Source organism: Desulfobacter sp. (assembly GCA_028768545.1).
In the GTDB taxonomy this organism is placed as follows: domain Bacteria; phylum Desulfobacterota; class Desulfobacteria; order Desulfobacterales; family Desulfobacteraceae; genus Desulfobacter.
Genome location: CP054838.1, coordinates 3,516,052 through 3,542,962, shown reverse-complemented (window position 1 = coordinate 3,542,962; position 26,911 = coordinate 3,516,052). Strand labels below are relative to the sequence as shown.

The following is a 26,911-nucleotide window of genomic DNA, read 5'->3' as shown; positions in this document are numbered from 1 at the left end:
TGCTATAGTATATGAGCATCGAACAAAATTTTCCTAGACATCGCTGCACAGATACGATATATATGGCAATAAACACAAGGAGTTGCCAATGAACGAAAAAAAATCTCTTGAAACTTTTTTTGACAATATTCAGGACCCCAGACACCACAATAAGCTTCATAATTTAATTGATGTCGTCATCATCGCAATTTGTGCGGTAGTTGCTGGCGCAGACACTTATGAGCAAATTGAAAACTTTGGCAAAAAGAGAAAAAGGTGGTTGTCAAAATTTCTAAGCCTTCCCCATGGGATACCCTCCCATGACACCTTTGGCAGAATTTTTGAAAGGATGAACCCGAATGAATTTCAGAGCAGTTTTATGCACTGGGTTCAGTCGGTTGCAAAGATGACCAAAGGTCAAGTCATTGCAATCGACGGCAAAACTCTAAGGCGTTCACACGATACCTCCAATGATAAGAAAGCCATTCATATGATCAGTGCGTGGGCTTCGTCTAATAAAGTGGTTTTAGGGCAATTAAAAACCGAAGAAAAATCAAATGAAATTACGGCCATTCCAAATCTTTTAAAACTTTTAGATATCTCGGGCTGCATTATAACCATTGATGCCATGGGCACTCAAAAGAAAATCGCTGAAACCATAATAAACAAAGGGTGTGACTATGTCCTTGCCCTGAAAGAAAATCATAAAACCTTGCATGATGAAGCGGTACTTTTTTTCAATAAAATGGAAGAAATGAAAAATCAGGGGTACCAGTTTAATGAACAGACCAGTGTTGACGGAGGGCACGGTCGAGTCGAAACGCGCAGGGCTGTGATAACCTCTGATATTGATTGGTTTGAAGATAAAAAAAGTTGGAAAGGTTTGAAAAGTATTGGAATGATTGAATCCACCCGGGAAATGGACGGCCAGATCAGTCATGAAAAGCGATATTATATATCGAGCCTGGATAGCGACCCCAATATTTTTGGTAATGCTGTCAGGAGGCATTGGGGAATTGAAAATTCAGTGCATTGGGTATTGGATATTGCGTTCCGTGAAGACGAAAGCAGAGTCAGAAAGGGGAACTCTCCTGAGAATTTTGCAGCGATTCGGCACATTGCATTAAATTTATTACGGAACAATAAGACATTTAAAGGGAGTGTAAAAACCAAAAGGTTGAATGCTGCTATGGATATCAAATATCTGGAGGAAGTTATGTTTGGATGATACTTGAACCAATCAAAACTATAGGCACTTTACAATATTTACATGCTTGAGCCCTGCAGGGGGGCTGAATTAACTTGCGAAATTAAGGCGACAATGATAAAGTTTCCAACCTGTTAAAAGGGAGGGATTAACTTGAGGGAAAACCGGAAAAATAAGGGCCGTTTTTTGAATTCGGTCCTAAAAAATATAACAGTCTGGGCACTTGCGCTGACGGGGCTTTTTTTTTGTTCAGGGATTTTAGGCTGTGCTCCTCCGGCTCCCCCTTCCCCAGAGTTTATCATCAAGTCCGGTTCGGTTTTGGTAAGCCCTGAAGCGTTTGCAGATGAACTTGATTTAAAATTAACCGCCTATCCCTATGATATAAAGAATCAGCCCCTTGCCTATAACAGCATGGTTCTGGATTTGGTTTCAATTTTGACTGACGAGACTGTGATTTTGGCCAGGGCAAAAGAAAAAAAAATCTTTTTAAGTGAAGAGGATGTGGCCCTGGCTGAATCTGAATTTAAAAAAGACTATCCACAAGATAGTTTTGAGCAGATGCTCTTGGAAAATGCAATCCCGTACCCGGTCTGGAGAAACAGACTTGAAAAGGATATGGTCATTGATAAAATTGTTCAGCTTGAACTTGTGGATGTTCAGGAAATCAGTCCTGAAGATATGGTGGCCTTTTATAGCCGTATTGCCGGGCAGCCAGAGGACGAACGTCACGCTTTAGATGAAGCCGGACTAGTCAAACAACTGAGAATGGAAAAAAGTCAGGCCTTTTATGATGAGTGGATTTCAGGGTTGAAAATTAAATACCCTGTGGAAATAAATCAAAAGGCTCTGGCTGTTTTTTTAATGAAACAGGAATAAAAAAGGACGGATTGATCGTGAAGATAAGACAAATTATTTTCCTTGGTATCGGTATGGCAATGATGGGGTTTTTTTCTCAGTCTTCTGCAGAAGTTATCGATCGGATTGTGGCCATTGTTAACAATGATATTGTAACCCTTTCAGAATTGAACAAGGCCACCATGGTATATCGAAAGAATATTCAAGCCTCTCAAAATTCTGATACACGCAAACAAGAGCTTATCACTCAACTTGAATCTGATATGCTCAACCAGCTGGTTGAAAGTTCGCTGACCATTCAGGAAGCCGGAAAATACGGAATTGAGGTAAAGACTCAAGATGTGGATCGGGCCATTGAAAATTTCAAAACCGCCAACAAGATTGATGATGAAGGCCTTGAGCGCGGTCTTGCCGCAGAAGGCATGACCATAGCCGAATACCGGGAAAAAATGAAAGACCAGATTCTTCAGTCCATGCTGGTCAACAGGGCGGTCCGTTCAAAAATTGTGATTACGGATGAAGACATTCAAACCTATTATGATGCACACAAAGATGAGTTTATCGGGATCAAAAAATACCAATTGAGAAATATTTTATCCCAGAGCCAAGATGAGATCACCCTTGTCGAAAACCGGCTCAAATCCGGTGAGTCCTTTGCCGATCTTGCCCAAGAATTTTCAATTGGATCCAATGCCTCCCAGGGCGGGGAACTGGGTCTGTTTGACATCAATTCTTTTAGTCAGGATATTAAAACAGCTCTGGAGGGTCTTAAAAAAGGGGATCATACCCCTGTAATGAAAACGGGTTCCGCTTTTCAGATCATCTATGTGGAAGATATCATCATGGAAGGAAATCAGACAGCAGATCAGGCCAAAACAAAAATTCAAAATATCCTTTTTAAAGAACAGGGTCAAAAGCAGTTTAATCAATGGATGGAATCTCTTAAACAGAACGCCCATATCAAACTGATGCTCTAATTATATAGTCCTTAGGGCTTTTTTGCCGGGGAAATTTTATGCAAAAAGAACAAATCCAGATACTAAAAGTCAGCATTAAAAGGTTGTTGCGCAGGGGGGCCAACAAACCCTTGCTCAATATTATCAATAAAACCCATATGGCTGACCTTTCCATTGTTTTTCGGGATTTGACCCTGCTCAACCAGCAAAAGCTTTTTAATCTTCTTGAGGATCCTGAAGAGATTGGTATCCTGTTTTCCAAACTGGATGAAGCCACCTTTGTCGAGTTTGTTAAAACTGTGAAATTTGAAACGCTTGTGGAAATATTTGACCACATGCCTTCGGATGACGCAGCTGAATTGCTCGGGCTTCTGGATGAAGAACTGTCTGATAAAATCCTTTCAAAGATGAAAAAAGAAGAGTCTGACAATGTCGAGCAGATCATGAGCTATGACGAAGACACCGCAGGCTCTCTTATGGTCAAAGATTTTGTGGCATTGGAAGAGGATGTAAATGCCAAAGAGGTGATCGAAGCATTACAGAACAAATATCTGGATGTGGAAATGCCTTTTTATATTTATGTGATAGATTCCTATGGTAAATTGGTTGGGGTAAGTTCGTTGCGCCAGCTTGTGGTGGAATCACCGGACCGTCCCCTTAAAGAGTTCATGGCAACGGATATTGTTTCGGTCAAGCCCTATACGGACAGAGAAGAGGTGGCAAGGATTGTTTCCCGGTATGATTACCTGGCCGTTCCTGTGGTGGATGACGATAATCGGATCGTGGGTATTGTGACCGTGGACGATGTTATTGATATTCTTCACGAGGCTGCCACAGAAGATATGTTGAAAATGGCGGGCGTGGGTGAAGAGTACGTTGAAACCCAGACCATCATCAAGGGAACAAGGATACGGCTGCCCTGGCTGTTTGCATCCTGCCTGGGCGGTGTGGCTGCCTTTTTTATCATTGGCGGGTTTGAAGAAACCCTGGTGAAGTTTGCAGGACTTGCCGCATTTATTCCGGTGATCATGGGAATGGGAGGCAATATCGGTACCCAGAGTTCAACCATTGTTGTCCGGGGCATTGCCACAGGACGGGTGGATGTTAAAGACTTTGCCCAGGTGGTCACAAAGGAATTGGCTGTGGGGTCGATTCTCGGCGTTGTCTACGGGGCATTAATCGGCATGGTTGCAAAGATCAGTTTTATGTCCGAGCCTTTTTCCTGGGCCTTGGCCATGGCTGTGGGACTTGCCATTTTTCTTTCCATGTCCGTGGCAGCCCTTGTGGGGTCCATGGTTCCCCTGGTTCTTCAGCGTCTGAACATCGACCCTGCCGTGGCCACAGGTCCTTTTGTTACCACCTCCATCGATATTGTCAGTGTCTATTGTTATTTTACGATTGCCCGTTTTTTGCTCGGCCTGTAACAGCATATGACGAAAGACTTTAACACAGACGCTATATTGCTGCGTAAAATCGAGTATGGGGATCATGATCTGATTATTACCTTTTTGACCCGGGACAGGGGAAAAATTGTAGTGATCGCAAAGAATGCAAAACAGAGTGTACGCCGTTTTTCAGGGGCCCTTGACCTGTTTTCAGCCAATCACATCCATTGTTCATTTCCCAAAAAGAATAAAGAGGGGCTGGTGATCTTAACCCAGACTCTTCTTGGCAACGGATTTGCAAATATCCGGTACAATGTCTTCAAAACTGCCTATGCCTGTTATTGGATTGAAATTCTAATGTTTTGGCTTGAAGAGGGAAGACCCCAAAAAGAGTTGTATGATCTTTTGTATTTTGCTTTGGACATGTTGGATAAATCAGATATCCGCACCCAGGTGATCAGCCTGTTGTTTCAGATTCGATTTATGAGTCTGTCAGGGTTTTCCCCGAATTTGGATTGCTGCGATCATTGCCAAACCCGTATGGATGAGGTGGATGCCAGCCATTTGCATTTTGATTTTAAAGAGGGAAAGATTATTTGTCCCAAATGTCACGGCCAGGCAAGGCGTCATGAATCAAAGTTTTTTACAAAAGTGTCCAAAGGCACCTTAAAACAATTATTCTGGATGAATACCAATGAGGTCGAGCGGGCCGACCGGATCCGGTTTTCTCCCTTTGCCATCAAGGAAGGAGAAATTTTGCTCGAGTCGTTTATTCCCTTTCATATCGGCCGCAGATTCAAAAGTCTTTTATTTTTGCAGAGAATAAGGCAGGAAAAATCAGTGATGTCCGGTTAGGTTTTTGCTTGCTCAATAATTTTTTGATCTTTGACAATATTGTCCCTGTTTGAACTATGAGAGCCCTGCTCCTCGCAGCCAAACAGGTCATTTAGAATGGCGGTTCGCAGCTGCCGAACTCTTTTGATCGTGACCTTTTCATTAAACTGTTTTTGGCAATGGATTGCCAGTAACAGGTAAGTGATAAGGCCGCCAAGAATCTGAACCATAAGGCCGTATTCACTGCGGGCAATGAGATGATATACCTTCAGATGTTCTTTCCACCATTTGAAAAAATCCTCAATGGTCCACCGGAGTTTATAAATTGTTGCTATTTGTTCCGCTGTTAAATCATGCCTGTCAGTTGCCACATAGTATTTGACGCCAGCAATTTTATAGCCAACAACCCGAACAGGCCTTTTCGTCTGGTTTTGATTCGGAGTACCAAGTTTAACCAGTGCATCATAAAAAATGTAGCTGTCGGAAGAGGTCTCGTGGTTATCAATAATTGTTCTTGTTGTCCTGGTTTTTATACGGCAGACAAAATGTTTGCCTTGCTCCTGAAGCAGGTCAAATTCTTTATGGGATTGATATCCACGATCCATAACACCTGTTTGCCCCTTGGAAAGTATTTTGGGAACAAAAGTGCGTTCAGCGCCGTTGCCTTCAGTCAAAAAGATTTTGTTTGGGATTCCGTGATTAATGTCAAATCCGCAATGTACTTTGGCTTTTTTACTTCCTTTTCTGTAGTTCGCCCAGTGCATTGAAAGGACTGCATTTATGAGACTACCGTCAATGGAAACCAACTCTCCTAACTCGGCGTGTTCACCCGGATGACACTCAAGAGCCTGTTTATAAAGATCCTCAAAGATAAATTGCAGTTGTTCGAGTCCCCTGTGATTGATGGCTTCACAGAAACTACTACGGCTGATACCACCGTCTGGCGCAATATTTTCTTTAGCAAAAACATTCTCCTTGAGATCCTGAATTAAATGTCGGGCAGACTTGTGCTCCTGAAGATGGAAATAAACCAAAGCATTTATCTGGTCTTCGAATGTCATTTTTAAAGGGCGGTCTCCTCGAGATTGTAATTCCGGTGCTTTTGAAAGTGACTTTATCAGAGAGGGCACCTGAAATTGTCAAAGTTCAGGGACCGTAGTTGTTTTTTAGGGACTGAGATGTGCGTCATTTGAGCTCCTTGAGTTAAGTTTTCAAGGCGCACAAAAATTTTTACGCACATTTGTCAACACAAAACCGACTGTTTTTTCAATGATTTTAGATGCTTTTTATATGCAACAACCTAACCGGACACTACTGAGGAAAAATGAATTTTAAACCCATTCTTGACCGAAAAAGAGTTAAAACCTCAGTGCCTTGCAGAGTTGATCTTGGCGGTACCCTTGATATTTCAACTTTTTTCATTCCCCTGGCCCGTGTCAATCCTGCCACCTTTAATCTGGCCCTGGATTTGAGGACCTGTGTAACCTTATCTTCCTTTACCCGGGGACGGATCAAAATTTCATCCAAAGGCTTTGCCACCATTGAACGGGACAGAGATGAAAACGTGACTGACAATCCCATGGGGCTGATGTTTGCCATTGCAAAGTTTTTCAATGCCCATGGCCTGCATATTCATATTGAATCAAGCTCGCCTCCTAAAAGTGCCCTGGGCGGATCCTCTTCAGCTGCAGTGGCTCTTATTGCGGGGTTTTACACGGCCCTTGGCAAATCCATTGATCCTGAACAGATTGCCTGGCTTGCCCATTATATTGAATCTGCGGTGGCAGGCGTTCCTTGCGGGATGCAGGACCAGACAGCGGCCGCCTTTGGCGGGGTCAATCTCTGGGAGTGGAAACTCGGCAAAACAGGCCCTGAATTTATTCAGACCCCCCTTTATAAACGGCATGCAGACATCATGGATTTAAACCGTCATATTCTGGTGGCCTTTTGCGGCATTACCCATGTGTCGGCGGACGTTAATTCAAGATGGGTTGCAGGATTTAAATCCGGAGATCTGTTTGCCCCTTTTGAACAGATTGTAAAAATTACCCGGGATTTTTCACAGGCTTTAATGGCCAAAGAGTATGATCAGGCGGGTAAATTAATGAATAAAGAGACCCGGCTAAGATGTGAAATGACTCCGGATGTTCTTGACAAGACCGGTCAAAAAATGTTTGAAAGCGCTGTGGCACAAAATTGCGGAGCCAGGTTTACAGGTGCGGGTGCCGGAGGATGCCTCTGGGCTGTTGGAGAAGAGGATCGTATCCAGGCCCTTAGCCTTTGCTGGCAAAAACTTTTTGATAATGTGGAAACGGGATCTATTCTCGCGACCCGGATCGATACCCAAGGCATATGTGTTGAAGTATAAAATGTTTAGATTAACCCATGAATCAAAGGAGACCCCATGGCAGGTTATGATCCTGAAAAGGATAAAAAAATAAAAGAGTGGAAAAATGAAGAAACCGGTTTATTAATATCCATTCAGCAATACGGTGAAGGAGAGCCAAAGGTTCAGCTCGGACCCAGAATACTCAAGAAAAAAGATGGTTCAGACCGTGCGCCTTCAAAGGCGGGCCGACTGTCTGTGGAAGATATTATGTGGCTCTACGAGATTATTGATGAGGTCAAAGATGAGTTATCCGACATGGTCGGACCTGAATAATCCGTCCATTGTACCTCCCTTAGGGGCAAGGCAGGCAAACGATATCGGGCCTGCCGCCCTGATGGTCAGTACAGAGCCTGATCTGCGGTTTATTAAAAACAACTGCGGCCAGTTCACTTCCCGGCCTTTTTTTATGGGAAGCATCATGACCAGAGAATCCCAACAGGACGGCAGTTGCATTGCAGGTCCTTATATTGGTGCCCCGTACGGGGTCATGCTCATGGAATCGATGATTGCAAAAGGGACGAAAAACATCCTTATTCTGGGCTGGTGCGGGGCAATTTCCAAACACCTTGTCCCCGGAGATCTTGTCGTACCGGACCGGGCGCTTGTGGATGAGGGAACCTCCCGTCATTATATGGACCTTAAAGGAGATCCGGCCGAGGTGAGTTCTGATCCCTCTTTGTCTGACGCCCTTTGTTCCCACCTGGCAGATGCCGGGAAAAATGTCCATAGACTGCCGGTGTGGAGTACAGATGCCATTTACAGGGAAACCCGGGGCAAGGTAGACTGGTTTAAAAATAAAGGCGCCCATGCCGTGGACATGGAATGTTCGGCACTTTTTAGTGCTGCTTCATACCGAAAGGTCAGGGCAGCGGCTTTGCTGGTGGTCTCTGATTCCCTTGTCTCTGAAACCGGAGACTGGGATCCTGGGTTCAGAAAAAAAAAGTTTAAGAGCAGGCGACAATTTGCCTGTAAATCAATGGTGGAAATGATTGGAACCCTTGCCCTATGAATCAAGACCAGCTTAAATTAGAAGCTTGTAAACTGCAAAAAGAACTGACAGAACACAGTTATCGTTACCATGTGCTTGACGATCCTGTGATTGATGATGAGACCTATGATCTGATGCTCAAACGGCTGGTGGAGATCGAAACCGCTCACCCGGAACTCAAGGTTTCGGATTCTCCCACATTAAGGGTAGGGGCCCCGCCTTTAAAATCTTTTAAAACCGCTCCCCATTCCCTGCCCATGCTCAGTCTGGATAATGCCTTTTCCAATGAAGATATTCTGGCCTTTCACCAGAGAAATTTAAAGGCCTTGAACCTGGACCGGATGATATACACGGTTGAACCCAAACTTGACGGGGTGGCTGTTGAACTGACCTATGAAAACGGGGTCTTGGTCCTTGCCACCACAAGGGGAGACGGCATAAACGGTGAAGTTATTACCGACAATATCAGAACCATTGACAAAATTCCCTTACGATTGACCCATGCGCAGGCCCCTGTTCCCAAATTTATAGAAGTCAGAGGGGAGGTCATCATTACCCAGGCGGATTTTATCCGCCTGAACCAGACCCGGATCAACCAGGGCGAATCTGCCTTTGCAAACCCGAGAAATGCAGCTGCAGGATCACTACGCCAGCTGGATTCCAGAGTCACGGCCAAAAGACCCTTGGATATTTTTGTTTACGGGGTGGGGCTGGCCCGTGGGATAGAATTTTCTTCCCAGTCCCAGATTCTCGGCCGGCTTGAACAATTTGGATTTCCCGTGAATCCTCATGTTCAAAAAAAGATTGATATCAAAGGGGTGATCCAGGCCTTTGGGCATCTTGAATCCATTCGGCCCGATCTGGATTACGAAATTGACGGTATGGTGATCAAAATAGAAGACCTGGTCCTTCAAAAGGCCCTGGGTGAAAAGATCAAAAGCCCGAGATGGGCCATTGCCTGCAAATTTGCTGCCATGGAAAAAGTCACCCGGATCAATGATATTATCATCCAGGTGGGCAGAACAGGGGTTTTAACGCCGGTGGCCCTGCTGGAACCTGTTAATATCGGTGGGGTCATGGTCTCCAGAGCCACCCTTCACAATGCAGATGAAATCAAGCGCAAGGATATCCGTATCAATGACAAGGCCCTTGTGACCCGGGCAGGGGATGTGATTCCAAAGGTGGTCAAGATATTTGACCAGGAACGCAAGGGAAATGAGCAAGGCTTTACCATGCCCGAGACCTGTCCTGTCTGCGGCTCTGCCGTGCAACGGCAAAAGGATGAAACCGCCGTCAAATGTGTGAATGCTGGCTGTCTGGCCCAGCTCAAAGAACGGATCCGGCATTTTGTTTCCAAAAAAGGGTTGGATGTGGACGGGTTGGGCAAAAAAATTGTTGAGCAATTGGTGGATGAAAACATGGTGAATTCCTTTGCCGACTTGTTTAAACTGGAGGCTGACCAGGTTGCTGGATTAGACCGGATGGGAGAAAAATCTGCAAACAATCTTCTGGCGGCCGTGGAAAAGGGGAAATCCGTTTCCCTTGCCCGGTTTATCTTTGCCCTGGGCATTGATCACACCGGTGAAAATGCCGCCCGCCTGCTTTCCAAACAATTTAAAGACCTGGACGCGCTGATGGGGGCATCCAAGGCAGATATTATTGCTATTCACGGCATGGGAGAAAAGACCGCCGCAGCTGTGACGGATTTTTTTAGCGTGATGGAAAATAAAATTTTGGTCAAGGAGATGATACTTGCGGGTCTGAGGCCGGTCAATGACCTGTTTTTTGAAAAACAGCCCCAAGACCATCCATTTTCCAATAAAACGATTGTAATCACGGGGACCTTAAGCCAATTTTCCCGGTCCCAGGCCAAGGAAAAACTGCTTGGGGCGGGGGCAAAAGTGACTTCCAGTGTCTCTTCTAAAACGGATTATCTTCTGGTAGGCAAGGATGGCGGTTCAAAGCTTGAAAAAGCCAAAGCCCTGGGCATTCGTATATTAGATGAAACAGGGTTTATGGAAATCATGGATTCAGTCAATCCATCCTGAGCCCCCCATTTTCATAAGGGGGGTGGCGATACTTGGATTTTGATATCAGATTCAAGCCGCTTGTTCATCACCATAACCGGGTCTTGACCATATCCGTTTTTTTTATAAAATTGGATGACTTCTGTATTTGATTGTCTGACCATCAGATTTATTTTTGAACATCCAAGCCTTGTGAGCAGGGTTTCTCCGTGGGCAATTAATTGACCTGCCACCCCTTGATGCCGGAATTTTGGCAATACCCCAAGATAGTAAAACCATCCCCTGTGACCATCATAGCCTGCCATGCATGAACCGATTACCAGGTCATGTTGCCGGGCCAAAAAAAACTGGTCCGGGCATTCTTGCAACTTGCGTTGAATATCCTTGTTTGGATCATTCCAGGGAACAATAAGATGACATTGGTCCCAAAGAAAAATGACCGGGTCATGGTCTTTCTGGGTATAGGGAGAAATGATAAGGTCCTGCATATTTTTAGTCCTTGTCCACAACAACGACATTACGGTTTTTTTCTTTTCCTCGGTACATGGCCCTGTCGGCCCTGTGCAATATATCATCCAGGCTTTGGCCAGTTTGGTATTTGGCAATGCCGCAGCTGATGGTTACCTTCTCAGGCAATTTTTTGGCATTCACTGATGCATAAAAATCATGGGATTCAACCGCTTGACGCAGCCGTTCTGCCACCCGGCATGAAATCTCAAGATTGTTTTTAATTAAAAGCACAAATTCATCCCCCCCCCATCTGACAAGCATGTCCTGATCCCGGATGGTCTTGGAAGCGATTTGGGCCACTTTTTTGATCACCTGGTCACCCATGAGATGACCCAGGGTATCATTTACCGCTTTTAAGTGGTCAAGGTCAAAAAGAACAATACAGATATTTTCCCGGGTGCGCCGGTTCATCTCAGTCATATATTTGAACCGTTGCTCAAATTCATTCCGGTTAAAGGCCCGGGTCAAAGGATCTGTAATGGCCATGGCCTCCAGTCTTTTTTGGAAAAAATTAATCACCAGAAAGACAAAAGCTATGGTGAGCAAGGTGGTGGCAATGCTGAAGCCAAGGTTTTGATACAAGGCTGCCTTAATGGGCGACAAGGCCTGGGTTTCATCCTGTTCAACCATGAGAAACCAGCCCAGTTCCCGGACGAACCGGGTGGTCAAAAGGATGTGCTGATTTTCTTTATCATATTCAAAAAAAGCAGGCTTATCATAGGTGTTCAGTATCTTGGGCGCCACTTTTTTTAATCCCGGAACCTGGTGAATGGATAATGTATTTATTTTTGATTTATCCTTGTGCACCATGATCATTCCGGCAGGATCTACCATATAAATATTTCGATTGTATTTTTTTCGATACTCTTCAAGCAGGGTGGCCACCCGGTTAAAATCAAGGCCTACACCCACCACCCCCAAAAATTGGCCTTCATATCCTATGAGGCGATGGTTGATAAATATGGTCAAATGATTTTGTTCGGCTTCATTGGTATCCACAACAAGGTCATGGTCTTTTTGTTTGTCCTTGAATTGATAATACCAGACATCATGGTCGTCATCAGTGGATATTTTTTTTAAAATCCCATTAAAATGGTAATAATTCAAACTGATGTCTGAAACAAAAAAAGAACTGAAAAATCCATACTTGTCACGAATTTCTTCAAGGTATTTTTGAATCAACTCAATTTTTTTTCCCCTTTGAGGACCCAGTCTTTTAAAAAGGTGTCATTGGACATGAGAGAGGATACAAAAATGGGCCGGGTCAGATCTCGCTGTATTTCCGAATAGATGTTGTCCCGGGACAGGGGCAGACTGTTTTTAATAATTCCGGTTCTGACCGATTTTTTGGATGCCGTATACGAAAAATAATTGGTCAAAAAAAATCCGGACAGCAAAATAATGCTCAGGCAAACGATCAGTTTGGTGCGGGTGGATATCATCAGGTATTCCTAAAATAAGGTTCATGCTGATTTAGAGTTTTTAATTTGCAACCATCAATTTTTATTTGGAGCTAAAGGCAAGCTTTACACCGAATCCGATAAAAATAATACCGGATATTTTTTGTAGAATCAATCCGATTTGTTTGTTGTCTCTCAGGGTCTGGGTCATAAGACTTGCTGTCCCTGCAAGAAAGAGAAACCAAAGGGAGCCTGTGATAAGAAAGGTACCCCCGAGAACCAGAAAGGGCAGGGGACCTGTGACCTTTTCCGGAGTAATAAATTGGGGCAGAAACGAGAGAAAGAAAAGGACTACCTTGGGGTTGAGCACATTGGTAATAACCCCCTGCCGGTAAATTGAAACAAGATCTTTGGAAATCCCTCTGCTGCCATGGGTGTCAAATTGGCTGGATTTGTCTCGCAGGGTTTTGATCCCAAGCAAGATCAGGTAAAATGCCCCGGCCCACTTGACCAGGTTAAATGCCGCAGCAGATGTGGTTAAAATCATGGATAACCCAAAGGCGGCACACAGGACATGAACAACACAGCCTGATATGATGCCGGCAAAAGAGACAAGGCCAGCCTACCTGCCCTGGGAGACGCACCGGGTCAGGACATAAAAGGTGTCTGCACCCGGGGTCAGGTTTAAAATAAGGGCGGCAATGATAAATCCAATATAATTTTCAATTCCAAACATTGGGTCTCCTGTGGCAAGAACAGGTCAAAAATGCGATTTTGCAGGGTATACATAACATCTTAATCAAACAATGCATTGACAAACCGCTGGGCATCAAAGTCCTGGAGGTCTTCAATGCCTTCGCCCACACCAATATGGGTGATTGGAAGATCCATAATGGATGATACCGCTGCCACAATCCCGCCTTTGGCCGTGCCGTCAAGTTTGGTCACGGTAATCTGCGTAAGTCCTACGGCCTGATTAAATATTTTTGCCTGGGAAATGGCGTTTTGTCCTGTGGTGGCATCGATCACCATCATGATTTCATGGGGAGCTCCTTTTAACTTTTTGTCCACGGACCGTTTGATCTTTTTTAACTCTTCCATGAGATTTTTTTGGGTGTGCAGCCTGCCGGCCGTATCAATGAGCACCAGGTCCACGTCCCGGGCCATGGCAGCTTCGACCGCATCATAGGCCACAGCAGCAGGGTCAGCCCCTTCCTTGTGCCTGACAAGGTCTGCACCGGCCCTGTCTGCCCAGATTTCAACCTGTTCAATGGCTGCGGCCCGAAAGGTGTCTGCTGCGGCAATCAGGACTTTTTTACCCTGTTTGGTGTATCGTGTGGCAAGTTTGCCAAGGGTGGTGGTTTTTCCTGTACCATTCACGCCCACCATCATAATAACATGGGGTTTTGTTTTTTGGGCAGGTTCGGGTTCACCGGAAAACAAGGTGAGAAGTTCTTGTTTGAGCGCCTGTTTGAGTTCTTGTCCGGTTTTAAGGGATTTTGCCTTTTTACGGATTTTGTCCATAATCTTTATGGAAATATCTATGCCCAGATCCGAGGTAACCAATAGTTCTTCAAGATCATCAAATAGATGATCATCAATGGCAGTTGCACTGGAAAACAATTGTCCAACATCGGTATTTAATACCTGACGGGTTTTTGACAATCCGGTTTTTAGCTTTGAAAACAGTCCGGATTCAGTCTCTTTTTCTTTTTTTTTAAAAATATTAAAGGCCACGCCTTTGAATCTCCTTGCAGATCAGTTATAAGTTTATGATCTTTTACATTTTTCTTGGGCTGGAATCAAGCCAAGAAAAGTGAAATTGCCTTTACTTTCTTTCTGTCAACAGCTAAAAATAAGTCAGCAATCGATCCCATTAACAAGGATTTTAATTATGGCGGGGCAACTGGACGATAAAATAGCGGTTTTAAAAGATCGTATTCAAAAATTAGAATCCCAGAAGGATATCCTTTTAAAAGAGCTGGATGGTCTAGAAGAACGGTTTGAAAGCCAGGACAGGCTGTATCGAAAGTATTTTCCCGTGATTTTGGATATAGTTTCAAAGGAAAAGACCCTCTTTGGTAAAGCCTGCAAGGACCTGGGCACTGCCATGAGGAAAAAAGCCTCCTTTTCCAAAATTGACTATATATTCCAGCAGATGAAAAACGCCATGCTCAAAGAGGATATCGGCCCTGTTTCCCTTAAAAAGAAAAAGGGGATGTTTTCCTTTTTTTTAAAATCTTCTTCCGACACATTTATAGAAGATTTTAAACAAAGCTACCATGAGGTGGTCAACACCCTCAAATCCACCCTGGATAAAACCTATGTTAAAAAACTGGAAAATGTTACGGCCCAGATTATCAGGATTCAGGATTCAAGCGATATCAACGATGTCAGGGAAAATATTTTTGCCTTAATTTTTCAATATATTTCACAAACCAGCCATGAAAGGGAAAAGGTCAATGTCTTTGTCAAAGATATTGTCAGCAAAATCCTGGACATAGAAGCCCATTTTGTCAATTCCTATGAGCAGACCAATTCCCTGTTTTCATCCAACACGGGATTTGAAACCATTTTAAGCAATGAGATGAACGGGTTGAAAAAATCCTCTGACATGGCAGCAAGTCTGGATGAACTGAAAATCAAAATTACCCAGCGCCTGACCTCCATTGAAAATGCCCTGCACAAAAAGCAGCGAGTGGATGATGCGGTCAGCAAACTTGCAAAAGAAAACCAAGTTTCTTTTAAATCAGGATTTGCCAAACTTAAAAAAGAACTGGCAGATGCCACCCGGTATTCTGAAGAGCTTGAAAAAAAGATCAATGAGGATCAGCTGACCGGGGCCTTAAACCGGAGGGCCTATGACAAAAAAATTGATGAAGAAATGGACCGGTTTTTAAGATATGGCAACCTTTTTTCCCTGTTGCTCATTGATGCGGACGAATTCAAGAAAATCAATGACCGGTATGGTCATGCCGTCGGAGACCGCTGCCTTCAGGAAATTATTAAAAGAACTCACCCTTTGTTGAGAAAAAATGATATGCTTGCCCGCTACGGCGGAGAAGAGTTTATTATCATCATGCCGGAAACCGATGAACAAGGTGCCCGGAGTGCTGCTGAAAAAATTCGAACCACGATTGAGAAAATCGAATTTGTATATAAGAACGAAAAGGTTAAAGTAACGGTCAGTATAGGGGTCTCCTGTGTGAACAAGGGAGACACAAAACATGAACAGGTCTTTGAACGAGTCGATATGGCCGTATACAAGGCCAAAGAAAACGGACGGAACCAGGTAATGGTTCATTAGACCCCGCGATAAACAGGAGTATGAATGGGATCGACAGAGACGGTACCACAGGCGTTGTTGGACGCCGCCTGCCACGTTATGTCAGACGATAGCATGGACACCTTGGCAAGACGATCATTTTCCCCCAAAAAAATTGACATTTTCAATACCCAATATTCAACCTTGGAATCCAGAAAACAATATCAGTTTATCAAGGATACAGAGGCGGAACGGATGCTGCCCGGGATTATCAATAATTCGGTTCAGCAGGTTGTGGCGGCAACAAAAATATCCAAATCCGAAGAACAGGCATTTTCAAAACAGCGCAATGTCGGGGTGGTTTTTTCAGGAGGCCCTGCTCCCGGAGGGCATAATGTTATTGCCGGGCTCTATGACGAGATTAAAAAGTATAATTCCGATTCCAAGGTATACGGGTTTCTGCAGGGACCTGACGGCCTGTTAGAGGCTCGGTACATAGAGATCACCCAGGAACTGGTTGACCGGTACAGAAACATGGGCGGATTTTCCATGATCAAAACCGGACGGACCAAAATCGATTCGGGCGGGAAAATGGAAAAAGCCTTGACCACCTGCCGGGGCCTGGATCTGGACGCCCTGGTGATTATCGGCGGGGACGACTCCAACACCAATGCAGCCTTTCTGGCACAGCATTTTAAATCTTCCGGCATTAAAGTGATCGGGATTCCCAAGACCATAGACGGAGATATCCAGGTGAAAACAGATGAGGGGCAGACCCTTTGCGCTATTTCATTTGGTTTTCATTCTGCGGCAAGATCTTTTGCACGAAATATTTCCAACCTTGCCAATGACGGCAGTTCTGATATCAAATATTGGCATGTGTGCAAGGTCATGGGCCGGGTGGCAAGTCATTTGACCCTGGAATCCGCCCTTCAGACCCATGTTAACCTGGCCCTTATCGGTGAGGAACTTGCCGATTATATTGACGAGAAACGAATTGAAAAAGCAAGTTCTCTTGAGGGCACGGATTACAATGCCTACGGGATTACCCTGCGTCATCTTTCCCGGGTGATCTGTGATATTATTGTTAAACGGGCAGCCTTTGGTAAAAATTTCGGGATCATGATCATCCCCGAGGGTATTCTGGAATTTATCAATGAAATTCAGGTGTTTATCATCAAACTCAACAAGATCATTGCCGATTACAACAATATCCATGATCTTGATTTTCACAGATCTTTTCCAGGGCTCAATGAAAAGCTGGACTACCTCAGACTAATGAGCCAGGGAATGATTGATACCGGGGCCTTTCCCATTTGGAACCTGAGAGATGACGAGCTGTTCAATCAATTGCCTTCATTTTTTAAAGAAGGGCTTTTGGTGGAAAGGGATTTACACGGCAATTTTCAATTTTCCCAGGTTAAAACAGAAAAGATTGTCATGGATATGGTCAGAGAATATCTTGATGTACTTAAGGAGCAGGGAGTATACAAGGTGGGGATCAAACGCCGGGATTACCTTCGATTTATGGAGTTGGCCAGAATGGATCCTGAGATGTTCGCACCGGCCATTTTCAAAAATCCTGACGGGGAATATCTTTTGGTCAAACCGGAAATTATTTCCCTTAAAACCATGAAACTCGCCCTGGTTAACTCGGGCATGATGGATGCCGAGGAGGAACTGCCCGAAGCACTCAAGACCTTGTTTAAAAAATCAGAGCCCGACTTTAAGATCCAGACTCATTTTTACGGGTATGACGGCAGGGGGTCGGACCCCACCAATTTTGACTGCAATTATACCTATAATCTGGGTTTGACTGCCTTTCATCTCATTGCCGGCAATGCCACAGGACAGATGGCAGCGATTTTAAATCTGGAACAGGATTTCACGCATTGGGAGCCCATCGGAATACCCATTGCCCGGCTGATGCATTTAGAAGAACGAAAAGGGCGGCTGGAACTTGTGATTGAAAAAAGCATTGTGGATTTGAACTCCAATGCCTTTAAGATTTTTCAGCAAATAAGAGAGGATTGGGTGGCCGCGGACCCGGGACCTGACCGGTTCAGAAATCCGGGCCCTGTTTTGTTCTCAGGCCAGACCGAAGAAGACAGGCCCTTGATGCTTAAACTCAATTCACTATAATTTTTAAATTAGAGCCTCTGTTCAAGATGTAAAAACAGGCAGAAAAAAATATTACACTCTGGTTTGAACTTGACAAAGGACTATTTCAAACCGACAGGGTGTCCGGCTTTTAAAAAAGGCCCTGTAAAAAAATACAGGGCCTTTTTTGGGGGAATAGATTTGTTTATTTGGCCTTGCGGGGCTGATACGAGCAGAGGGGTTCTTCGGCAAGATAGCTGCCTGTGGCTTCATAGGCACGGGCACGGCAACCGCCGCAGACCTGTTTAAATTCGCAGATGCTGCATTTGCCTTCAAGATTATTAAAATTTCGAAGTTTATTAAAGACCTCAGAATTTTCCCAGACCTCTTTAAAGGTCTGCTGGGTGATATCTCCGCAGGTCACATCCAAAAAACCGCAGGTTTGGACCCGGCCCACATGGGAGATAAAACAAAATCCGGTGCCGGCAAGACAGCCCCGGGTGACGGCATCCAGTCCATGGGTTTCAAAGTTGACTTTTTGGCCGTCTGCTTTGGCCCGCTGTCTTAAGATTCGATAGTAGTGAGGGGCACAGGTGGCCTTCAGCTGGAGCTTGGTTTTAGACTGCTGGTCATAGAACCAGTTCAAGGTTTTTTCATACTCTTGGGCGTCTATGGCTGAATCCACAATATATTTTCCCCGGCCTGTGGGGACCAGAAGAAAAATATGGTGGGCAACCGCACCCAACTCTTCGGCCAGGGCCAGAATGCGTGGGATTTCATCCAGATTGGTTTTGGTAATGGTGGTATTGACCTGGAAGTCAAGGCCGGCAGCCTTGGCCGTTTCAATCCCTTTCAGGGTCTGTTTAAAGGCATTTTTAAGACCTCTGAAATCGTCGTGGGTCTCAGGGCTTGCCCCGTCTAGGCTGACTGAGATCCGTTTGATCCCCGATGCCTTGAGCTTGGCGACATTCTCCTGGTTGAGCAGGGTGCCATTGGGGGCCATGACCATGCGAAGCCCTATTTTATTTCCATAGGCGGCAATATCAAATATATCATCACGCAGCAGCGGTTCCCCTCCGGTGAGTATGATAATGGGGGTGCCGACTTGTCGGATCTGGTCCAGAAGTTTAAACGAGTCCTGGGTGGACAGTTCATTCTCATAGGGATGGTCTTCGGCCAATGCCCTGCAATGTTTACATGACAGGTTGCACCGCCGGGTGGTTTCCCAGGCCACAAGCCGCAATGTATTATTTTGTCCGGTGTGACCCGGATGACCGTGCCTTGGGGGGTGGCTGTTGCTGGAATGGGATGTCGTCATCACGAATTAAGCTCCCTTGCCGCGTCAATGGCAGAATAGGTCAAAATCAGGTCAGCACCGGCCCGTTTAATGGACAGCAGCGTTTCCATAATCAGGGCTTTGGCATCGACCCAGCCCATCATTTCTCCGGCCTTCATGATCGAATATTCCCCGGATACGTTATAGGCCGCAATGGGAAGGTCAATTTCATCTTTAAGGCGGCAGATAATATCCAGGTAGGAGAGGGCAGGTTTGACCATGATGATATCTGCCCCTTCTTCTATATCCATGGTGGCCTCCCTGATCCCTTCAACTGCATTGGCAGGATCCATCTGATAGGTTCGTCTGTCACCAAAGGTGGGAGCCGATTCAGCTGCCTGCCGAAAAGGACCGTAAAAGGCCGAGGCATATTTTACTGCATAGGACATGATCGGGGTATGTGAAAAGCCTTCTTCATCGAGCATGCCCCGGATTTCAGCCACCCGTCCGTCCATCATGTCAGAGGGCGCTACCATGTCTGCGCCGGCCTTTGCATGGGAAAGGGCGGTTCTGGCCAAAAGATCCAAAGAGGCGTCATTGTCAACGATCCCTTTGTCCACCACCCCGCAATGGCCATGGTCGGTATATCCGCAGAGGCAGACATCTGTGATCACAGATATTTCAGGTACATGGGATTTGACTTCGGCAATGGCTTTCTGGACTATACCGTCCGAAGCATAGGCCCGGGTCGCCAGTTCATCTTTTTTGTCAGGAATGCCAAAAAGGATAATGCCCGGAATGCCGGCATCTTTAGCCTTTTGGGCCATGGTGACAATATGGTCACAGGAAAGCTGAAAATGACCGGGCATGGATTCAATGGGCTGTTTAACTGACTTGCCTTCAACGGCAAACAGCGGAAGGATAAAATCATCCGGAGATAATCGGGTCTCCCTGATCATTCGTCTGAAACTATCTGTGGCCCTAAGCCGTCTGCCCCGGTAGTCGGGAAATAACATCAGCCTTCCTCCTTTTTAATCTCTTTGTCAGTCAGGTAACAGGCTGGATCTGAATCCCAGGGGTCATTGGCAACCGATTCTGCACGGGCCCGAAAATTCCCGGCACAGATGTCCAGCCAGCGGCATTCAGCGCATCGGCCCTTGACATGTTTTTTCTTTTCTTTCATTTTCATGAGAAAGTCATTCTCAGGATCCATCCAGATCTCTGAAAAGGGTCTGTCCTTGATGTTGCCAAGGGATTTTTCCCTCCAGAACTGGTCCGGATGAACCTCTCCGTCCCAGGAAATACAGCCGATACCCCGGCCTGAATTGTTGCCCTCGTTCATCTCAAGAAGTTCTAATACCTCTGCTGCCCGTTCAGGATCCTCTTTGAGCAGACGTTGGTATAGGTATGGGCCGTCGGCATGGTTGTCCACGGTGAGCACTTCTTTGGGTTTATTCCGGTCATGGAGGGCTTTGGTCCGGTCCATGATCAAATCCAGCACCTTTCTGGTTTCTTCGTGGGAAAGGTCTTCTTTGGCAATTTCAGAGCCCCGGCCTGAATAGACCAGATGATAAAAACAGGCCCTGGGAATATTTTTTGCTTCGAGCAGATCAAAAATTCCGTCAATATCCTGGACATTGCGTTTGTTGATGGTAAAGCGCAACCCCACCTTGATCCCGACTTCCTGGCAATTGTCAACCGCCTGCATGGCTTTTTTAAAAGCCCCGGGCACTCCCCGGAATTTATCATGGGTATCTTCAAGTCCGTCCAAACTGATGCCCACATAGGAAAGACCCACCTCTTTAAGCTGTTTTGCCTTTTCTTTGGTAATCAGGGTGCCGTTGGTTGAGATCACGGCCCGCATGCCTTTGGAAACGGCATATTGGGCATACTCCACAAGTCTGGGATGGATGGTGGGTTCCCCGCCTGAAAAAAGAAGTACAGGCACACCAAATTCAGCCAGATCATCCATCATGGCAAGGCTTTGTTCATGGTTCAGCTCATTGTCATAGTTGATATCTTCGGATTTGGCATAACAATGAACACATTTAAGGTTGCACCGCCGTGTCATATTCCAGACCACCACAGGTTTTTTATCAATGGAAAACTGCAGCAGGTGGGAGGGCAGTTTTCCGGATTCCCTGGAATATCTCAGGGTATCGGATGGCTCGACAGTGGCACAATAAAGTTTTGAAATTCCAATCATCTTAATTCTTTCCTGATAAGATCGTTAAGGTATGTCTCATGGTCAATAAGGGCATTCTTAGACAAGAAAAACCGTGATTTTCCTGTCTTTTCTCTGACCAAATTGAATCCGTCATAAAAATCAGTATAAATTTTGGATAAAATCTCTTCTGTGGTCGCGCGATGGTCAATGAACTGCTGGATAAGAAAATCTGTGGCATCTTCCTCAAAAAGCACATTTAAATCATAGCTTTTTGATACCTCAACTTCAATTTCCTTTATGCTGTCATAAAATTTTTTGATTTGTTTAACCGCATCTTCAATTTCCATCACATGGGTTGTATAATATTGGGCCACCAACTGGGACCTGATCTCGGTCAGGGTCAGCCCGTGGCGGATGGAAAATACCTTCCAGTTGTCTTTTACATACTGGGTTATATAATCCTTATGATCGGCAAGGGCGGTATTATATTCCAATCCGAATTTTTTTTTATCCTGGCCTGTGGTCAAGGCGTTTAAAACCTTTTGGGGTGAATGAATCACCTCTGGGGTGACAATGAACTGCCGGATATTGGTGGAGGGTAGTTTTTCCTCAAAATCAATTAAGCGTTGTTCAACAACACTGACAAGCCCCCTGGCTCCTGTGTTTTCCTTATGGGCAAGTTGGGCAAGAATTTTCAAAGCCTCATCCGTAAATACAATGTTGATGCCATAGGCTTGAAAATCCAGACGCTTGCTTAAAATAACCGGGTTATTTGGCATTTTAAGTATGGCAAAAAGATCCTCTTGTTCAAGGGTGTCCAGGATGCATCTTACCGGCACCCTGCCGATGAATTCAGATTCAAATCCATAGGCAACCAGGTCTTCTGACCGGGTCTCCTTGAGCAGGTCCATTTGAGTGTGGGCCTTGGCAAGGGACGCGCCAAATCCGATGGACTGTCTGCTCAACCGTTTTTTGATTACATCTGTGAGCCCTGAGAAGGCACCGGAAAGAATAAATAGTATATTGCCCGTGTTGACCCTTCTATCACTGCGTTTTCCGGTCCTCTGGAAGGATTCAAGTTCCTGCATCATGGATACGGGATCATGGGGCACCTTTAAATCCACATCCGTCTCTTCCATGGGTTTGAGCAAAGCCCGCTGTACCCCGGTACGGGAAACCTGGGCCCCGATAACATTGGGACTTGCGGCAATCTTGTCAATTTCGTCAATATAAACAATTCCGCATTCGGCCAGATCGATATCATCATTGGCCTCTTTGACAAGGTCCCGGATGAGATCTTCAACATCCCCGCCCACATATCCTGTTTCGGAAAATTTTGTGGCATCGGCCTTAACAAAGGGAACCCCAATTTTCTGGGCAATGAGTTTTATCAAATATGTTTTGCCGATTCCTGTGGGTCCGAGCATGAGAATATTGGATTTAATATTCCCTGTGATTTTGGACGGGGTTTCTTTTAAGGATTCCTGATGTCGGATTCGGTTGAAATGGGTGCAGATCTTTGTGGACAGAACCGATTTCGCCTTGTCCTGCTTGACCACGTATTGGTCAAGATAGGCAATGAGATCTGCCGGCTTGGTGTTGAACTCTACCTGTTTTTTTTTCCCTTTGGAGGGCGTATTGCCAGATACAGCGTCTTGTTGAGGTTGAATTGAGGGGGAGAGAATTTTGACGTTGCCGCCAAATTTTTTATTTAAAAATTCTCCAAGTTCCTTTTCTATTTTTTTAGGGTCTTGGCCCTTAATGCTCTGTTTAAAAGTCATAATAGAATATTATAAGCCAGCTTTCCCATAAATCAAGGCAGGACGGTATGATCAGGTCTTTTTTCTCTGGAAAAGCTGGCAGGGTTTTCCAGAGGATTGATAAACAACGACACTGGGCAGTTGTTTGGTTTTAAATCCCATTGCCCGACACCCGTTTGGATGGCTGGGTTGCCAGGTGACATAGAAAAATTTGCATTGGTAACAATTTTTCTTAAAATTTTGAGTCATACTCGCCCTAAATACAAAAAAGCCGCAAGCTTTTCAGGCCGCGGCTTTTTGAATATTGGTGCCGAAGGGGAGATTTGAACTCCCACGGGTCGCCCCACACGCCCCTCAAGCGTGCGTGTCTACCTATTCCACCACTTCGGCAAGCTTTAATATCTTAAAATTATTCTGTTGTCTGCTCCACAGGCTGGCTGGTTGCTTTCATCACACTGGTCTGGGACTGGTGGCCTGATATATAGGCAAGGCTCAGAGAAGTGATCATGAAAATAATGGCGACCGCCGTGGTAATCTTGGTCAAAATATTGGCCGGGCCTGCGGCACCGAACAATGCCTGACTTCCTGCACCGCCGATGGAGGCGCCCATTTCAGCTCCCTTACCGGTCTGGAGCAGAACGATGAGTATTAAAAGGATACAGACCGTGACATGTAATGCAACTACGAAACTTGTCATAATAATATTTTATTCATACCTTATTATCTTAATGAATTTATCTGCATCAAGGCTTGCTCCGCCTACCAGAGCGCCGTCAACATCGTCAATACTCATCAGTTCCTTTACATTGGAAGGATTGACCGATCCTCCGTAAAGTATTCTTGTTTTTTGGGCAAACCCTTTGGAAAATTTTTCTTCCAAAAGATTTCTCAAAAATTTATGAACCTCATCCACCTGGTCTTTGCTGGCGGTTTTTCCTGTACCTATGGCCCATACGGGTTCATAGGCAAGAACAAGGCTCTCAAGTTCCTCAAGAACAAAGCCTTTTAACCCATCTGAGACCTGTTTGTCAAGGACAAAAAAGGTTTTTTCCTGGTCCCGCTCTTTTTCTGTCTCCCCGATACAAACAACAGGGGTCAGGCCGGCATCTATTGCCGCCTGTGTTTTCTGGCAGACCCTCTGGTCTGTATCTCCAAAATACTGGCGGCGTTCGGAGTGGCCAATCAGGACATAGCTGGCGCCTGCTGCCTGGATCATATCTGCCGAAACCTCTCCGGTAAAGGCCCCTTGTTTTTCAAAATATAGGTTTTGGGCCCCAAGTTTTATACGGGAATCCTGAAGAACCTGGGCCACCAGGGGCAAAGACAGATGGGTGGGCGCAATCATTATATCGATATTGGATATATCTTTACAGAGCGTGGCAAGCCTTGAGGCAGTTTCAACGGCTTGAGGCCCTGTTTTATACATTTTCCAATTGCCTGCTATCAAAGGGGTACGGATCATTTTTTCCTCCTGGTTTATAGGGCTTTTGCGACCATGGCGGCAAGATCAATCATTCTGTGGGAGTATCCAGCCTCATTATCGTACCAAGAGTAAATTTTAACCATGCTGCCGTTGATCACATCGGTGCAGGATGCATCCACAATGGAAGACAGGGGGCAGGAATTATAATCAATGGAGACCAAAGGCAGGTCACTGAATCCCAAAATACCTGATAAATTGGTTTCCGAGGCGGTTTTAAGGGCCTGGTTTACGGTTTCTGCGGTCAAATCCGATTTTTCAGTGTTTACCACAAGGTCAACCATGGAGACGTTGGGAGTGGGCACCCGAACGGCCAATCCGTTGAGTTTGCCGTCAAGTTCCGGCAGAACCAGGGAGACCGCCTTGGCCGCACCCGTAGTGGTGGGTATCATGGACAACGCCGCTGCCCGGGATCTGCGAAGATCCTTGTGGGGAAAATCAAGAAGGCGCTGATCTCCTGTATATGCGTGAATGGTGGTCATCAGTCCGCAGACAATTCCAAAATTTTCAAGCAGAACCTTGGCCACCGGGGCCAGGCAGTTTGTGGTGCATGAGGCATTGGATATAATATGGTGGGAAGACGGATCATAATCCTCGTGGTTTACCCCCATGACAATGGTGATGTCAGGGTCGGCCGCCGGGGCCGAGATAATCACTTTTTTGGCACCGCCTTCAAGGTGCTTTGAGGCGGTTTCTTTATTTCTGAACAATCCTGTGCATTCGAGTACAATGTCAACATCTGCATCTGCCCAGGCAATCTGGCCCGGGTCCTTGAACCCAGTCACCGATATTTCTTTGTTGTCAACCTCAATTGACCCGTCACCCGCAGTGACGGATTTGCCGAGTCTGCCGTGAACCGAGTCATATTCGAGTAAATGTGCAATGGTCCTTGTATCTGTTAAGTCGTTAATGGCCGTAATTTCAATGCCTGGGGATTGAAAGGCAGCCCGAAAAACCATTCTTCCGATTCGTCCAAATCCGTTGATACCGATATTTATACTCATTAGATGTTCTCCTTTTCCGGCATTGAATGCCGATGACAATTTAAGACCGCTTGGTCCCTTTTAAGATATCACTTGCCAGAGAAATGCTTCTTTTTCCGTGTTCCACCAAAGTTTGGGTCAGTTTTTCCATGTCCATTTTATCCCTTGATGTCACCGCTTTCATAAGGATGGGAAGATTTACCCCTGAAATGACTTCAACCTGTCCCTCCTCTAGAAATGAATACGCAAGGTTGGACGGGGTCCCTCCGAACATGTCGGTAAATATGATCACTTTATCGTCGGACCGTACCTCTTTAATCCCTTTTTTGATTTTTTTTCTCAGGTTATCCGGATCTTGCTGAATATCAATGGAAATGGAAATCAGATTCTCCTGGGGTTTGCCCAGAATGAATTCAAGGGTATCTATTAATGCTTTACCGAGTCCGGCATGGGTTACAATTAAAATTCCTGTCATAATTCTTTTATATCCCTGTCAATATCCCTGTGCATAATACTGGGGTTAAGGTTTTTTTGAACCAGTCGTTCAAAAACCGAGCGGGCAATGGCGACACTTCTGTGACGGCCGCCGGTGCATCCCAGCGCAAGGGTTAAATATGCTTTGTTTTCTTTTTTATACAAAGGAATCAAATAGTCAATAAATGCATTATATTTATCCAGAAATCGAATGGTTTCAGGATGGGTCAGAACGTAGGACTTAACCGCTGCTGATTCTCCGTCCAATGATTTGAGTTCAGACACAAAATACGGGTTTGCCAGAAACCTTAAGTCCACCACAAGGTCGGCATCAAATGGGATACCGTATTTATACCCAAAAGAAAGAATATTGAGCTTCATGAGGCTGACACTGGTTTTATCCAGGATCAGATCCAGAATGACAGACTTGAGTTTGTGAACGTTATAGGCGGAGGTGTCAATGATATGATGCGCAAGGGTCCTGATTGATTCCATGGTTTGTTTTTCAGACCTGATACTGTCTAAAAGGCTTTTTTCACCGTCCAAAGGATGGTGGCGCCGGGTCTGGCTGTACCGGGTCACCAGGGTCTTATCGTCTGCTTCAAGAAAAATAATAATGGGTGTGATCCCCATTTCTTCCAATGCGGAAATTCCTGAAACAAAATGTTTGATAAAGGTTTTGGATCTCATGTCCATGACAAAGGCTGCGCCCTTGACTTCATGGTGGTCCTTGAACGGCAGCTCAAGGACTTTGGGCAAAAGTTCCATTGGCATATTGTCGATGCAGTAAAAGCTGGCATCTTCAAATGCCTGAATCACCGTTGTTTTTCCAGATCCTGAAATGCCGGTGATGATATAGACTTTTTGGCGATCCAT

24 protein-coding genes, 1 tRNA gene and 2 pseudogenes are annotated in these 26,911 nt (G+C 45.2%); 11 read left to right on the top strand and 16 right to left on the bottom strand.

The genetic code is table 11. The features are described 5' to 3' along the window. Positions 1-88: 88 nt before the first annotated feature. From HUN05_17190 to recO, 5 genes are all read left to right on the top strand, one after another. Positions 89-1,207, top strand: coding sequence for an ISAs1 family transposase (locus HUN05_17190; GenBank protein ID WDP86643.1), 1,119 nt, complete (start codon positions 89-91; stop codon positions 1,205-1,207). A gap of 297 nt (positions 1,208-1,504) precedes the next feature. Beyond that, positions 1,505-2,062, top strand: coding sequence for a hypothetical protein (locus HUN05_17185; protein WDP86642.1), 558 nt, complete (start codon positions 1,505-1,507; stop codon positions 2,060-2,062). 14 nt (positions 2,063-2,076) lie between these two features. Beyond that, the gene (locus HUN05_17180) at positions 2,077-3,018 is read left to right on the top strand and encodes a SurA N-terminal domain-containing protein (GenBank protein ID WDP88113.1); all 942 of its coding nucleotides are present in this window, start codon (positions 2,077-2,079) and stop codon (positions 3,016-3,018) included. Positions 3,019-3,056: 38 nt separating this feature from the next. After that, positions 3,057-4,421, top strand: a complete 1,365-nt coding sequence (gene mgtE / locus HUN05_17175; protein WDP86641.1) for a magnesium transporter — start codon at positions 3,057-3,059, stop codon at positions 4,419-4,421. Between the two features lie 6 nt (positions 4,422-4,427). Continuing rightward, positions 4,428-5,237 carry a DNA repair protein RecO gene (gene recO, locus HUN05_17170; GenBank protein WDP86640.1) on the top strand — a complete coding sequence of 270 codons (810 nt, stop codon included), beginning with the start codon at positions 4,428-4,430 and terminating at the stop codon, positions 5,235-5,237. Here recO and HUN05_17165 read toward each other — a convergent pair. Further along, a pseudogene (locus tag HUN05_17165) lies at positions 5,234-6,405 on the bottom strand (IS4 family transposase). The gene recO and the pseudogene HUN05_17165 sit on opposite strands and share 4 nt — an antisense overlap. A gap of 135 nt (positions 6,406-6,540) precedes the next feature. Between HUN05_17165 and HUN05_17160 the strand changes: the two are divergent. From HUN05_17160 to ligA, 4 genes are read left to right on the top strand one after another with little or no spacing between them, the layout of a single operon-like run. Further along, complete coding sequence (locus HUN05_17160) at positions 6,541-7,584, top strand: galactokinase (GenBank protein ID WDP86639.1); 1,044 nt, start codon at positions 6,541-6,543, stop codon at positions 7,582-7,584. 36 nt (positions 7,585-7,620) lie between these two features. Then, the gene (locus tag HUN05_17155) at positions 7,621-7,878 is read left to right on the top strand and encodes a hypothetical protein (protein ID WDP86638.1); all 258 of its coding nucleotides are present in this window, start codon (positions 7,621-7,623) and stop codon (positions 7,876-7,878) included. Further along, complete coding sequence (locus HUN05_17150) at positions 7,847-8,614, top strand: nucleoside phosphorylase (protein WDP86637.1); 768 nt, start codon at positions 7,847-7,849, stop codon at positions 8,612-8,614. Before HUN05_17155 ends, HUN05_17150 begins: the two co-directional genes overlap by 32 nt. Beyond that, positions 8,611-10,641: an NAD-dependent DNA ligase LigA gene (gene ligA / locus HUN05_17145; protein ID WDP86636.1), complete on the top strand. Its 2,031-nt coding sequence runs from the start codon at positions 8,611-8,613 to the stop codon at positions 10,639-10,641. Before HUN05_17150 ends, ligA begins: the two co-directional genes overlap by 4 nt. 11 nt (positions 10,642-10,652) lie before the next feature. Here ligA and HUN05_17140 read toward each other — a convergent pair whose 3' ends face one another. The 5 genes and pseudogenes from HUN05_17140 to ftsY form a co-directional block, all read right to left on the bottom strand. Beyond that, a complete protein-coding gene (locus HUN05_17140; protein WDP86635.1) occupies positions 10,653-11,108 on the bottom strand; it encodes a GNAT family acetyltransferase in 456 nt (151 codons plus the stop codon). Positions 11,109-11,112: 4 nt separating this feature from the next. After that, complete coding sequence (locus HUN05_17135) at positions 11,113-12,312, bottom strand: GGDEF domain-containing protein (GenBank protein WDP86634.1); 1,200 nt, start codon at positions 12,310-12,312, stop codon at positions 11,113-11,115. Next, positions 12,309-12,572, bottom strand: a complete 264-nt coding sequence (locus HUN05_17130; protein WDP86633.1) for a hypothetical protein — start codon at positions 12,570-12,572, stop codon at positions 12,309-12,311. The genes HUN05_17135 and HUN05_17130 overlap by 4 nt, the downstream gene beginning before the upstream one ends. Before the next feature lie 61 nt (positions 12,573-12,633). Continuing rightward, positions 12,634-13,266, bottom strand: a pseudogene (locus HUN05_17125) (LysE family translocator). A 59-nt stretch (positions 13,267-13,325) separates the two neighbouring features. After that, entirely contained in the window at positions 13,326-14,267 is a 942-nt protein-coding gene (ftsY, locus tag HUN05_17120) for a signal recognition particle-docking protein FtsY (protein ID WDP86632.1), read from the bottom strand. A gap of 157 nt (positions 14,268-14,424) precedes the next feature. On the opposite strand from ftsY, the gene HUN05_17115 reads away from it, so the two are divergent. Then, the gene (locus tag HUN05_17115; GenBank protein ID WDP86631.1) at positions 14,425-15,837 is read left to right on the top strand and encodes a GGDEF domain-containing protein; all 1,413 of its coding nucleotides are present in this window, start codon (positions 14,425-14,427) and stop codon (positions 15,835-15,837) included. A 24-nt stretch (positions 15,838-15,861) separates the two neighbouring features. Next, a complete protein-coding gene (locus HUN05_17110; GenBank protein WDP86630.1) occupies positions 15,862-17,937 on the top strand; it encodes a 6-phosphofructokinase in 2,076 nt (691 codons plus the stop codon). A 163-nt stretch (positions 17,938-18,100) separates the two neighbouring features. Here HUN05_17110 and ahbD read toward each other — a convergent pair whose 3' ends face one another. The 10 genes from ahbD to rapZ form a co-directional block, all read right to left on the bottom strand. Further along, positions 18,101-19,213 carry a heme b synthase gene (ahbD, locus tag HUN05_17105; protein ID WDP86629.1) on the bottom strand — a complete coding sequence of 371 codons (1,113 nt, stop codon included), beginning with the start codon at positions 19,211-19,213 and terminating at the stop codon, positions 18,101-18,103. Next, complete coding sequence (gene hemB / locus HUN05_17100) at positions 19,213-20,187, bottom strand: porphobilinogen synthase (protein ID WDP86628.1); 975 nt, start codon at positions 20,185-20,187, stop codon at positions 19,213-19,215. Before hemB ends, ahbD begins: the two co-directional genes overlap by 1 nt. Further along, positions 20,187-21,377, bottom strand: a complete 1,191-nt coding sequence (ahbC, locus tag HUN05_17095) for a 12,18-didecarboxysiroheme deacetylase (protein ID WDP86627.1) — start codon at positions 21,375-21,377, stop codon at positions 20,187-20,189. Before ahbC ends, hemB begins: the two co-directional genes overlap by 1 nt. Next, positions 21,374-23,119, bottom strand: a complete 1,746-nt coding sequence (locus tag HUN05_17090) for an AAA family ATPase (protein WDP86626.1) — start codon at positions 23,117-23,119, stop codon at positions 21,374-21,376. The genes ahbC and HUN05_17090 overlap by 4 nt, the downstream gene beginning before the upstream one ends. 284 nt (positions 23,120-23,403) lie before the next feature. Further along, positions 23,404-23,488 (bottom strand) — tRNA-Leu (locus HUN05_17085). Between the two features lie 19 nt (positions 23,489-23,507). Further along, positions 23,508-23,795 carry a preprotein translocase subunit SecG gene (gene secG, locus HUN05_17080; protein WDP86625.1) on the bottom strand — a complete coding sequence of 96 codons (288 nt, stop codon included), beginning with the start codon at positions 23,793-23,795 and terminating at the stop codon, positions 23,508-23,510. A 9-nt stretch (positions 23,796-23,804) separates the two neighbouring features. After that, a complete protein-coding gene (locus tag HUN05_17075) occupies positions 23,805-24,560 on the bottom strand; it encodes a triose-phosphate isomerase (protein WDP86624.1) in 756 nt (251 codons plus the stop codon). 14 nt (positions 24,561-24,574) lie between these two features. After that, entirely contained in the window at positions 24,575-25,582 is a 1,008-nt protein-coding gene (gene gap, locus HUN05_17070) for a type I glyceraldehyde-3-phosphate dehydrogenase (protein ID WDP86623.1), read from the bottom strand. Between the two features lie 40 nt (positions 25,583-25,622). Next, positions 25,623-26,036 (bottom strand): PTS sugar transporter subunit IIA, encoded by a 414-nt coding sequence (locus HUN05_17065; GenBank protein WDP86622.1) that lies wholly within the window; start codon positions 26,034-26,036, stop codon positions 25,623-25,625. Beyond that, the gene (rapZ, locus tag HUN05_17060; protein WDP86621.1) at positions 26,033-26,911 is read right to left on the bottom strand and encodes an RNase adapter RapZ; all 879 of its coding nucleotides are present in this window, start codon (positions 26,909-26,911) and stop codon (positions 26,033-26,035) included. Before rapZ ends, HUN05_17065 begins: the two co-directional genes overlap by 4 nt.